The organism is Propioniciclava sp. LT432 (assembly GCF_059515965.1).
Genome location: NZ_JCAKNE010000055.1, coordinates 1 through 10,939 on the forward strand (window position 1 = coordinate 1; position 10,939 = coordinate 10,939).

A 10,939-nucleotide genomic window follows, 5' to 3' on the forward strand; every position below is an offset into this window, starting at 1 on the left:
CCGTGATGCCTCATGTCAATACCTCCGGATGGATTAGGTCGTTGCCTCACCTGTGACCTCCGGTTCGGCAGGAGTCGTTGCCTCACGTGTCTCCTCCGGTTCAGCCGGTCGCGGCACGGCGTTGCCGGGCGGTACGGCCCTTGGCCTGGGCGAGGGCTTCGAGGCGTCCGGTGTGGTGGAGGATCTCGCGTTGCAGGGCACCGAGGCGAAGCTTCTTGAACCGGGCGTTCATCGTGATCACGGGCCGTTTCCGGGTCGCGGGGTGGGCGAGGGCACGCTGGTGCGGGGTGGCGGCCTGGTGGTACTTCTTGACGACCTTGGCGCCGTCGCGGTGCTTGGAGGCCAGCTTCAGGCTGGGCAGGAAGTAGTTCGCGAACGCGTCATCCAACGCCCAGATCCGGTTCAGCAGCTCGAGCTCGGCGTCGGTGTCGTACCGGTAGTAGCCGACCAACTCCCGCACCCGGGCCCAGTTCTTCTGCTCCACGTAACAGCCGTCGTTCTTCTTCCCCGCCCGCCCGCGCGTGAACGTGATCTTGCGGGTCTCGCAGTAGTGCAGGAAGTGGTGGTTGATGAACTCCGACCCGTTGTCGGAATCGATCCCCACGATCGGGAACGGGAACATCCCGGCGGCGTGGTCGATGGCCTCGATCACCCACCGACGGGCCCGGTTCGGCACCGACCGGTTCACCGTCCACCCCGTCGCCACATCGGTCATCGTCAACGTGTAGCAGTACTCACCCGAGGCCACCCCACCGTCGTGGGCGACCAGGTCGATCTCGACGAACCCCGGCGTCGCATCGTCCCAGTCAGCGAACGTGCGGATCGGGATCTGGTGTTTCAACAACGACCCCGGCTTGGTGTGCGTCCGGCCGCGTAGCGTCATCCGCTTCCGCTCCCCGGCGAGCATCCGGTCGATCGTGGCCGCCGAGATACCGGCCAACAACTCGGCCTGGGTGTCGTCCAAGACGATCTCCCCCTCCACCCGCAGCAGGGGCACCAGCACGGGCATGAACGGCGCCAGGATCTTCCCCGCCGGCGCCCGCAACAGGGTCCAACAGCGCACCAGGGCGGGCAGCAGGTCATCGCCGTAGACCCGCGACCGCGGCTTGCGAGGCCGGACCGGTTTGACGACCAGCACCTCCCGTAACGCCGCCCGCGCATAGTCACGATGCCAGCCCGTCAACTCGACCAACTCGTCCAGGATCCGCGACTTCCCGGCCCGGTCCGCCCCCTTGTAGGCCAACGCCTTCTTCACCGTGACAGCCCTGCGCTCGCTCAAGGTCAGCTCCATCCCCGGATCGTTCAGGCGGAGACCCTTACGCGAGGCAACGACACCCCCGAACCGGAGAAACTCACCTGAGGCAACGACCCCCTCGAAGCGGAGGTCTTAGGTGAGTCAACTCGTCCACTTGACCCAGAGCCCGGAATCGCCTTATGGTATGCCCAAAAGAACTTTGGTCCGACCAAACGATCCCATTGGCAGAACAACGGAGTCTCCCATGGTCCTTCTCGGGGCTTTCCTCCCGGACACCAACCCCCTCGGCGTCCAGTGGCTCTCCGCCCTGGTCGCCGCCCTTCCCATCGTGGCCATGCTGGTGACCCTCGGCCTCCTCAGGTGGAAGGCCCACCTCGCGGGCGGCTTCTCGTGGGCCGTCGCGCTGCTCGTCGCGGTCACCGCATTCGGCATGCCGGTGGGCATGGCGCTGAGCACCAGCGCGCACGGCTTCCTCTACGGCCTGTTCCCCATCGTGTGGATCCTCCTGACCGCCGTCTGGATGTACGACATCACGGTGGTTTCCGGCCGGTTCGACGATCTCCGCCGATCCTTCTTCCTGCTCAGTGACGATCCCCGAGTCCTCGCTCTGCTCATCGCCTTCTGCTTCGGCGGCCTCCTCGAGTCCCTGGCCGGCTTCGGGGCCCCGGTGGCGATCACCGCCGCGATGCTCGTGGCGATCGGGTTCAGCCCGATCCGCTCGGCCATGACCGCGCTGTTGGCCAATACCGTTCCGGTCGCGTTCGGCGCGGTCGGCCTGCCCGTCATCATGGCCGCCAAGGTCGGCGAGCTCGACGTGATGCCGGTCTCCATCATCTCCGGCCGCATGACCGCGATCCTGTGTCTCGTCGTGCCCTTCCTGCTTCTCGCCGTCATGGACGGCATGAAGGGCATCAAGGAGGTCTGGCCCTTCGGCCTGGTGGTGGCCGCCACCTTCGCCGCCATGAAGTGGATCGTCTCGGCGAGCCCCCTGTTCAACCTCACAGAGGCTGTGGCCGCCATCGTCAGCGTCGCGGTCGCGATCGTCTTCCTGAGGTTCTGGAAGCCCCAGGGCAGTGATTCCGCCGTGGCCCGGGTGGCCGCCCCCATCGACCCTCTGCTCGAGAAGCACCTGCCGGCCCCCGCCACGCCGGTGGGTGCGGACAGCACTCCCCTCACCACGCATCGCATCCTCATGGCGCTGGTACCCTACGCCCTGGTCATCGTCGTGTTCGGCATCGCCGCACTCCCGCAGGTCAAAGCGGCCTTGGTGTCGACCGACGTCAGGTTCGCATGGCCGCTGCTCGGCGAGATGATGAACGTGGCCGGGCAGAGGGCATCCCACCAGACGTTCACGCTCGCGTGGGCGTCCACCCCCGGCATCCTGCTGGCTTTGGTCGCCGTCGTCGTCGGCCTCATCTACCGGCTCAGCCTCGGCACGATCTTCGCCACGCTGGTGAAGAACGCGAAGAAGCTGCAGTCCTCCGCGCTCACCATCGGGTCTGTCGTCGCGCTCGCCTACGTGATGGGCGACTCGGGGCAGACGCTGGCACTCGGCCTGTTCATCGCGATGACCGGTGCCCTCTACCCATTCTTCTCGCCCATCCTCGGATGGATCGGCACCTACGTCACCGGCTCCGACACCTCCGCCAACATCCTGTTCTCCGGCCTGCAGTCCGGCGTCGGCCACGAGATCGGAGGCAACGGTGCCCACCTCGACGTCGAACAGATGCGCGTCCTCCTGGTCGGGGGCGGTGGGATCGGCGGGGTCGTGGGCAAGATGATCTCGCCCCAGTCGTTGTCAGTCGCCTCGACCTCCATCGGCCTGCCGGGTTCCGAGTCCGCCGTCCTGCGCCGCATGCTGCCCTGGAGCCTCGTCCTGCTCGTCCTGCTCATGGCCCTGTCCGGCTTCATGTCCACGCCGGTCCTCAGCTGGCTGCTCCCCTGATCCACGTACCGCTAAGGAGTCTTCGATGACCGCACCCGTCAATCCCGTCGCAGAGGCCGGTCTGCCCGGTCTCGGCAAGAAGGTGGCCCTCTTCGCCACCTGCATCAATGACACGATGATGCCGGGAGCCCCGGCCGCCACCGTGAAGCTCCTGGAGCGCCTGGGCTGCACGGTGGAGTTTCCCCGCAGTCAGACGTGCTGCGGCCAGATCCTCACCAACACCGGCTACTTCGATGAGGCGCTCGTGACCGTCAAGTCCTACGTCAAGGCTTTCGGAGAGTACGACTACGTCGTCGGTCCGTCCGGCTCCTGCGTCGCGTCGGTGCGCCACCAGCACCCGATGCTGGCCCAGCACGCCGGGGACGCCGGCCTGGAGCGCGAGTCCACCGCTGTGGTGGCCCGCAGCTACGAGCTCACCGAGTTCTTGGTGGATGTGCTCGGTGTCGTCGACGTGGGCGCCTACTTCCCCCACCGGGCCACCTACCACCCGACCTGCCACTCCACCCGCTTCGCCAAGGTGGGCGACCGGCCGTACCGCCTGCTCGCGGCCGTCCGCGGTCTGGAACTCATCTCTCTTCCCCACGCCGACGAGTGCTGCGGCTTCGGCGGCACGTTCTCGCTGAAGAACCCCGACGTGTCGATCGCGATGGCCAACGACAAGGCGCGCCACGTCCGCTCCACCGAGTCGGAGTACCTCATCGCAGCAGACAACGCCTGCCTGCTCAACATCGGCGGTGTCCTGCACCGGCAGCTGTCGGGCATCAAGACCGTGCACCTGGCCGAAGTCCTGGCCTCGACCGAAATGGATGTCGCATGAGCACAGCCGAACGCCGCACCCCCGCTCCGCCCGAGGGCGGCTGGGACGGACTCCCCGTCTTCTCCAAGGCCGTGAAGGTCGAACTGCAGCTCACCCAGCAGCGCAAGAACCTGCGCCACGCGACCGGCACGATCCGCAACAAGCGGGCTGGCCGAGCGGCCGAGGTGCCCAACTGGGAAGAGCTGCGCACCGCCGGTGCCCAGATCAAGGATCGCGTCGCACGCCACCTCGACGCCTACCTCCAGCAGGCCGAGCAGGCGATGACCGCGGCCGGCATCACGGTGCACTGGGCCAGGGACGCGAGCGACGCCAACCGGATCGTCACCGACATCGCCCGCGCCAAGGGCGTCGACGAGGTCGTGAAGATCAAGTCGATGGTGACCCAGGAGATCGACCTCAACGAACACTTGGAAGCCGCGGGCATCGCCGCCTGGGAGACCGACCTGGCCGAACTCATCGTCCAGCTGGGTCACGACCTGCCCAGCCACATCCTCGTGCCGGCGATCCACCGCAACCGCTCCGAGGTGCGGGAAATCTTCGTCGAGGAGATGGGCCGCTACGGCCGTCCGGCGCCCGGAGGGATGACGGACGACCCGGCCGAGCTCGCCGCGGCCGCCCGCATCCACCTGCGCGAGAAGTTCCTCCGGGCCAAGATGGCCGTGTCGGGGGGCAACTTCATCGTCGCCGAGACGGGGACCTTGGTCATCGTCGAGTCGGAGGGCAACGGCCGCATGTGCCTCACCCTGCCCGAGACGCTCGTGTCGATCGTGGGCATTGAGAAGATCCTGCCCACGATCGAGGACCTCGAAGTCTTCCTCAAGCTGCTCCCCCGCTCGTCCACCGGGGAACGGATGAACCCCTACACCTCGCTGTGGACCGGCGTCACGCCCGGCGACGGCCCCCAGGACCTGCACGTCATCCTGCTCGACAACGGCCGCAGCCGCGTGCTGTCGGACCCGCTCGGACGCGCCGCGCTTCGGTGCATCCGCTGCTCGGCCTGCCTCAACATCTGCCCGGTCTACGAGCGCGTGGGCGGGCACGCCTACGGCTCGCCCTACCCGGGACCGATCGGGGCGATCCTCAACCCTCAGCTCCACGGCGTGAGCGACCCCAAGGACCAGGCCCTGCCCTTCGCGTCCACGCTCTGCGGGGCGTGCAACGACGTGTGCCCGGTGCGCATCCCGTTCACCGACATCCTCGTGCACCTGCGGCACAAGGTCGTCGAGCACAAGACCGCCAAGCACCCCACGGTCGAGCAGGGAATGATGAAGACCGTCGCCTGGGCCATGTCCGATGGCAAGAACCTGGAGACGGTGCAACTGGCCACCCGGGTAGCGGGCAAGGTCCTGGACGACCACGTGCTGGGACCCATCCCCGTCCCCTTGGTCGGACGCTGGCTGCGCGCACGCGATGTGGAGGCGCCCCCCGTCCAGACCTTCCGTCAATGGTGGAAGCAGCACGAGGCAGAGAAGAAGGAGGCCTGACATGAACGCACGTGAGGAGGTCCTGCGGCGGGTCCGCGACGCCATCCGGGACGTGACCGAGGAGGATCCGGCGCTTGATGTCACCGTCGAGTGGGCCTACGGGCAGCCGCTCGCCACGGCCGACGTCCTGGCCGACTTCGTCGAGAAGGTGGAGGACTACCGCGCCATGGTCGTGCGGGTGCCGGATGCCGGCGTACCCCAGGCCGTCGCGGACGCTCTGGTCACGCTGGGTGCCACGAGTGTGGTGCTGCCGGGCGGGATCCCCGCCGCGTGGGCCGAGGCGATCGGGGCCGCCGGAGTGCGGATCCTGGCGGACGACCCGCCGCTCGACCACCCGACACTGAACACCGTGGACGCCGTCGTGACGGCTGCCGCGGTGGGCATGGCCGACTCCGGCACGATCGCCCTCGACCACGCCGAGGACCAGGGCCGTCGCGTTCTCAGCCTGTTGCCCGACCGGCACGTGTGCGTCGTTCGTGCCGATCAGGTCGTCAGCGACGTCCCCGAAGGCATCGCCCGCCTTGCGCCAGCCCTGCGCGCCCGGCGTCCGGTCACGTGGTTGAGCGGGGGGTCGGCGACCAGTGACATCGAGCTCAGCCGGGTCGAGGGTGTCCATGGCCCCCGGCAGCTGTGGGTGGTGCTGGCGGAGGGCTGAGCGGGTCTGGTCCGTGGAACGCCGATCCATGCGGAACCACAGCTCCGCAGCTCGCAGCCTTGGGCCTCCATCATGAGGAGGTGGCTGCACCTCGTTGAAGCCAGGACGTCGGGGTCGAGGATCGTCTGCGCCGCAGAACGACGAGTCGGACGTCCAACCGCATCCTCCCGTCCAAGTGTTAGTTACGACGGCGTCGAATGCAGCCGGCGGACAGCTCCGGACACCACTGAGCCCCCCGCCCTCTTGCCACGCTCAAGATTGCACATTGCCGTGGGGAATGCGCGGGGAATGATGGCTCTTCGGACCTGAGCGTGGCGTAGGGGTGCGCGTGTTGGTGCCGGTGATGAGGGTTGAGGCCCTCAAGAATCGGGGTTACCACACCACTCGATTCCGAGGACCTCAACGATGCCCGATCCTACTTCGTGCTGCCGTGTCCACGGCGGCTACTGCCCGCGTTGCGACCTGCTGGTCGGCCTGCCCGGTCTCCACGTGACCGAGGTCGAGAGGACCGAGGGCCGGCTTCGGGTGCAGGGCGAGTCCCGGCCGCCGGCGGTGATGGGCTGCCCCTCCTGCGGGGTGGTGGCTCATGGCCATGGCCGCCAAATGATCGAGTTGATCGACGCCCCGTGCTTCGCGACACCGGTCAGGGTGTTGTGGCGGAAACGACGCTGGAGGTGTCCCGAGTCGTCGTGTCCGGTGACCTCGTTCACGGCGAGGGCGCTGTTGACGTGCCGGGCGACGGCGTGGGCGATCGGGGCCAGGCTTCTCGATCTCGTGCCGGGACGCTCCGGTGAGGTCTACAAGACGTGGCTGAAGACCCGCGGCGACGCATTCCGCACGGGAGTCAAGGTCGCCACGTTGGATCCGTTCCACGGCTACAAGAACGCCATCGACGACCAACTCGCCGACGCCGTCGCGGTCGTTGACGCTTTCCACATCGTGAAGCTCGGCACCGCCGCGGTCGACGAGGTCCGCCGCCGCATCCAGCAAGAGATCCACGGCCACCGCGGCCGCAAGACCGACCCGCTCTACCGGATCCGCAACATCCTGCGCGCCGGCGCCGAACACCTCACCGACCGGCAACGATCACGCCTGCAGCTGGCGTTCGCCGCCAACGAGCAGCACGTGTCGGTCGAGGTCGCCTGGCAGTGCGCGCAGCAACTCCGATCGGTCTACCACCAGCCCAGTCACGCCGACGGGCGGCGGATCGCCGAGACGATCCTCGCCACGTTCCCCAGCTGCCCGATCCCCGAGATCGCCCGCCTCGGCCGCACCCTGAACCAGTGGAAAGACGCGTTCCTCAGCTATTTCAGCACCAACGGCGCCAACAACGGCGGCAGCGAAGCCCTGAAATGCCGACGTCGGCATTTGATGCTTTATGCCGACGTCTGGGTTATGCCGACCTTGGTGGCGTGTGACCTTGTGAATCCCGGTTTGTCCGGGGCGGTTGTCGGCATAATCAGAGGGTTTCGAGCCACGCGAGGATGTCGGCTCGCGGGGTGTACATGCCCGGGGTGACGTGGGGTGGTCTGGTCTTGTCGAGGGCGTCCTCCTTGAGTCGGGTGTCGGCGTGGAGGTACACGTCGGTGGTGGAGGTCTGCTCGTGGCCGAGCCACAAGGCGATGACGATGATGTCGACGCCGGCGTGGAGGAGGTTCATGGCGGTGGTGTGCCGCAGGGTGTGGACCGTGATGTGTTTGCCGGCCATGCTCGGGCAGGACGTGGTGGCGGTGTGTACGTGGGCGGCGAGTCGGTGTTCGATCGCGTCACGGGATAGCGGGGTGCCGTGGGGGCCGGGGAACAGGGCGGTCCCGGGCCGGGTGCTCCGCTCTTGAAGGTAGGCGCGCAGTTGGTCGCCGATCGTCGCGCTGAGCGGGGTGGATCGGTGTTTGCGGCCCTTGCCTTCGCATTCGACGTACGGGCTGGTCCCGGTGTGGATGCTGCTGGTGGTCAGGGTGATCAGTTCACTGATCCGCAGCCCGGTGCTGATCGCCAACGCCAGCATCATCTGGTCACGTCGGCCGGTCCAGGTCGTGGTGTCCGGCGCGGCGAGCAGGGCTTCGGTTTCGGCCTCGGTCAGGTAGCTGAGTAGGGGTTTCGTGGTCTTGGCGGGTGGGATGGCGAGGATCTGACGGATGGAATCGGCGTGTTCTGGGTGGTCGGGCAGCGTGTGGGCGAGGAGGACGCGGATCGCGCTGAGCCGGGCGTTCCTGGTCGCTGCGGTGTTGGAACGGTGGGTGGTGAGGTGGTCGAGAAAGCCGGTGACGGTGCCGCGGTCGAGGTCTTCGAGCCGGAGCTGGTCGGCGCTGGTCCCGGTCGTGACGCTCAGGTGCTTGATCAGGAGGCGCCAGGTGTCGCGGTAGGACGCGATGGTGTTCGCGGCCAGGCCGCGCTGGGTGTGGACGTAGTCGGTGAAGAACGCCTGCAGGACGGTGGCGAGGTAGGTCATCGTGAGTCACTCCGTCGTGTTCGTGGTGTCGACGCGGTGGGCGGCCAGGGCCAGCAGTTCCGGGACGGCCTGGACGTACCAGTACGTGTGGGACGGATCGGAGTGGCCCAGCCAGAGGGCCAGCAGACCGAGCGTCGCAGCCGGGTTACCGGCATCAGTGGTGTAGGCGCGGATCATCTGCCGGGTCGCGAAGGTGTGCCGCAGGTCTACCAAGCAGGGGGCGTGCCCTTCCCAAGTGATGCCGGTCGCGGCCCGGATCCGCTGGAAGTGGTCCTCCACGGTCGCCCGCTGGTAGGCCTTGCCCCGGGTGGTGACGAACAGGGTTCCCTCCAGCGGAGGTGTCGCGGCTTGGCGGTGCGGGCTGGCCAGGTAGCCGGCCAGGGCGTCGAGGGTGGTGGGGTGCAGCGGGATGAGCCGGTCGGGACCGTGCTTGTTGGCCCGGATCAGCAGGGTGGCGTCCTCGACGTTGATGTCGCCGAGGCGGAGTCGCACGACTTCGCCCGGCCTCATCCCGGTCACGGCCAGTAGGGCGATGACGGCGGCCATCGTGGCCTGCACCAACGGATGGGTGAACGCGTGCGGGCAGGCATCGATCAGTGCGTCGACCTCGCCCTGGGTGTAGATGTGGGGCCGGCGCCGGTCCCTGGTGGTAGGCAGCACGTTGGCTGGCGGCACCTGGACGTCCAGGCCGATCGCATGGCAGTAGCGGGCCAGGCCGCGGACCGCGCTGAGGCGTTGGCACTGGTAGGAGTTCTTCAACGAGCCGTCCCCTTGCGCCCAACTCAACGCCTGCGCCACGCTAAAGGACGTACCCGCGTGGCCATGGGCCTGCAGCCATTCGAGGAAACGTCGGGCGTGGCGTTCTTCCTCGACGAGCCGGAATCCCAGCGCCCGCCGCTGGGTGAGGTACACCTCCAGTACCGTCCACAGGCCAACATCGACCGAAGGGGTGGTGGTCATGGCAGGCTGCCCCAGGAGGGCGCCAGCGGACGCAGCGGTGTCATGTCGGCGCGGGCGTAGGTCATCGCCGAGGCCGGGTCGGCGTGGCCGAGGAGTTCTTGGACCTGCCGGAGGGTTCCGCCCCCGGTCAGGACTTGGCTGGCGACTGTGTGTCGAAGACGGTGGGCGTACACGCCGTCCAGGCCGGCACGTCGGCCGTACCTGAGGACGACATCCCCCACGCCGGCCCGATGCAGCGCCGTCAACGGCGGCAGGCAGCGGAGGAACACCGCCCGTTCACCGCGATCGGCGCGACGGACCCGGAGGTAGTCCACCAGCGCCTCGCCCACGTCGACGGGCATCGGAAGGACCAGAACCCGGCCGCCCTTACCAACCACCCGCAACGAGGGTTCGCGCCAGTTGAGGTCGTCCAGCCTCAGCCCGGCGACCTCACCGACACGCACGCCTAGGCGGGCCAGCATGACGATGATCGCCCAGTCCCGCTTGCCCGCCACAGTGTCCCGATCGACGGCATTCTTCAACGCGGCGACTTGGCTGTCGGTAAGGCCTTTCGGCAGGCCGGCCCGGATACGACGCGGCGACAGGACCCCGTCAACGATCCCGTCCCGTATCCACCCGTTGGCTGCGGCCCAGGTGAGCAGACCACGGAGCAGAGCCGCCCTGCTCTGCGCGGTGGAGGAGGAGTAGCCGGCCACCACACGCACCAGGAACTCGTTGACCATGACGACGTCAACACGTTCCCAGTGGAGGTCCCCGTCCTCGTCTTCGACCAGCGGCAGGAAGCGTTCCCCGATCTGGCGGGCCTTGTAGAGCCAACTGGCACCCTGTCCCTCTTCGACCTCCAGGAACCGCAACCACGCGGCAAGACAGGCTTCTGCCGGTCGCAGCGGCGCCGTGTCGACAGGCGACGGTTTGAGGCGTCCGGTTTCCTGCAGGAACCTAACGACGGCCGAGACGTTCTCGTTGGCGGATCGATGCTCCGGGTGGCGTTCGTTGTCCCCTGAGACAAGGCCGAACACGCACGCAGCGTCAACGTCCGCAAGCTCAACACCAGCAGCGGCCAGCCATGCACCGAGCCGAGCCGCCGCCCGCACCAGGTTGCGCTGTGTCGTCGGTGCGTACCCCTCCGTGACCAGCCAGTCGATCAACTCGGCCATCACCGCGGCGAGCGGACCAGCATCACGACGAGGCCAGATCCTCATCTGCCCACCAGCAGCCGCAGGCCCCTCACGTACCAGATCACCCATGACCCGTCCTCCTCCCATCAGGAGAAGGTTGGACCTACAGGATTATGCCGACAACCGCCCCGGACAAACCGGGATTCACAAGGCCACACGCCACGAAGGTCGGCATAACCCAGACGTCGGCATAAGC

General features: G+C 67.6%; 9 protein-coding genes. 5 read left to right on the forward strand and 4 right to left on the reverse strand.

Annotated features, from left to right (window positions below; genetic code table 11):
* Positions 1-100 precede the first annotated feature (100 nt).
* Positions 101-1,291 carry an integrase catalytic domain-containing protein gene (locus AC5YDV_RS19150; RefSeq protein ID WP_496182577.1) on the reverse strand — a complete coding sequence of 397 codons (1,191 nt, stop codon included), beginning with the start codon at positions 1,289-1,291 and terminating at the stop codon, positions 101-103.
* A gap of 208 nt (positions 1,292-1,499) precedes the next feature.
* Here AC5YDV_RS19150 and AC5YDV_RS19155 point away from each other — a divergent pair, with 208 nt between their 5' ends.
* The 5 genes from AC5YDV_RS19155 (at position 1,500) to AC5YDV_RS19175 (ending at position 7,674) form a co-directional block, all read left to right on the forward strand.
* Entirely contained in the window at positions 1,500-3,200 is a 1,701-nt protein-coding gene (locus AC5YDV_RS19155) for an L-lactate permease (protein ID WP_496185131.1), read from the forward strand.
* 25 nt (positions 3,201-3,225) lie between these two features.
* Positions 3,226-4,017 carry a (Fe-S)-binding protein gene (locus tag AC5YDV_RS19160; protein WP_496185132.1) on the forward strand — a complete coding sequence of 264 codons (792 nt, stop codon included), beginning with the start codon at positions 3,226-3,228 and terminating at the stop codon, positions 4,015-4,017.
* Positions 4,014-5,501 (forward strand): LutB/LldF family L-lactate oxidation iron-sulfur protein, encoded by a 1,488-nt coding sequence (locus AC5YDV_RS19165; protein WP_496185133.1) that lies wholly within the window; start codon positions 4,014-4,016, stop codon positions 5,499-5,501. The genes AC5YDV_RS19160 and AC5YDV_RS19165 overlap by 4 nt, the downstream gene beginning before the upstream one ends.
* Before the next feature lies 1 nt (position 5,502).
* Positions 5,503-6,156 (forward strand): LutC/YkgG family protein, encoded by a 654-nt coding sequence (locus AC5YDV_RS19170; RefSeq protein ID WP_496185134.1) that lies wholly within the window; start codon positions 5,503-5,505, stop codon positions 6,154-6,156.
* A 405-nt stretch (positions 6,157-6,561) separates the two neighbouring features.
* Positions 6,562-7,674 (forward strand): transposase, encoded by a 1,113-nt coding sequence (locus tag AC5YDV_RS19175; RefSeq protein ID WP_496185135.1) that lies wholly within the window; start codon positions 6,562-6,564, stop codon positions 7,672-7,674.
* On the opposite strand, the gene AC5YDV_RS19180 is transcribed toward AC5YDV_RS19175, so the two are convergent.
* The 3 genes from AC5YDV_RS19180 to AC5YDV_RS19190 are packed head-to-tail and all read right to left on the reverse strand — an operon-like array spanning position 7,616 to position 10,812.
* Positions 7,616-8,605 carry a tyrosine-type recombinase/integrase gene (locus tag AC5YDV_RS19180; protein ID WP_496184455.1) on the reverse strand — a complete coding sequence of 330 codons (990 nt, stop codon included), beginning with the start codon at positions 8,603-8,605 and terminating at the stop codon, positions 7,616-7,618. The genes AC5YDV_RS19175 and AC5YDV_RS19180 overlap by 59 nt on opposite strands.
* Positions 8,606-8,611: 6 nt before the next feature.
* Positions 8,612-9,565, reverse strand: a complete 954-nt coding sequence (locus AC5YDV_RS19185; protein ID WP_496184456.1) for a tyrosine-type recombinase/integrase — start codon at positions 9,563-9,565, stop codon at positions 8,612-8,614.
* Positions 9,562-10,812, reverse strand: a complete 1,251-nt coding sequence (locus AC5YDV_RS19190) for a tyrosine-type recombinase/integrase (RefSeq protein ID WP_496184457.1) — start codon at positions 10,810-10,812, stop codon at positions 9,562-9,564. The genes AC5YDV_RS19185 and AC5YDV_RS19190 overlap by 4 nt, the downstream gene beginning before the upstream one ends.
* Positions 10,813-10,939: the final 127 nt, after the last annotated feature.

What these genes read in the sequence shown, in the direction of transcription:
- AC5YDV_RS19190 (WP_496184457.1), bottom strand. Translation starts at nt 10,812, where the DNA reads ATGGGTGATCTGGTACGTGAGGGGCCTGCGGCTGCTGGTGGGCAGATG.
- AC5YDV_RS19180 (WP_496184455.1), bottom strand. Translation starts at nt 8,605, where the DNA reads ATGACCTACCTCGCCACCGTCCTGCAGGCGTTCTTCACCGACTACGTC.
- AC5YDV_RS19175 (WP_496185135.1), top strand. Translation starts at nt 6,562, where the DNA reads ATGCCCGATCCTACTTCGTGCTGCCGTGTCCACGGCGGCTACTGCCCG.
- AC5YDV_RS19160 (WP_496185132.1), top strand. Translation starts at nt 3,226, where the DNA reads ATGACCGCACCCGTCAATCCCGTCGCAGAGGCCGGTCTGCCCGGTCTC.
- AC5YDV_RS19150 (WP_496182577.1), bottom strand. Translation starts at nt 1,291, where the DNA reads ATGGAGCTGACCTTGAGCGAGCGCAGGGCTGTCACGGTGAAGAAGGCG.
- AC5YDV_RS19155 (WP_496185131.1), top strand. Translation starts at nt 1,500, where the DNA reads ATGGTCCTTCTCGGGGCTTTCCTCCCGGACACCAACCCCCTCGGCGTC.
- AC5YDV_RS19170 (WP_496185134.1), top strand. Translation starts at nt 5,503, where the DNA reads ATGAACGCACGTGAGGAGGTCCTGCGGCGGGTCCGCGACGCCATCCGG.
- AC5YDV_RS19185 (WP_496184456.1), bottom strand. Translation starts at nt 9,565, where the DNA reads ATGACCACCACCCCTTCGGTCGATGTTGGCCTGTGGACGGTACTGGAG.
- AC5YDV_RS19165 (WP_496185133.1), top strand. Translation starts at nt 4,014, where the DNA reads ATGAGCACAGCCGAACGCCGCACCCCCGCTCCGCCCGAGGGCGGCTGG.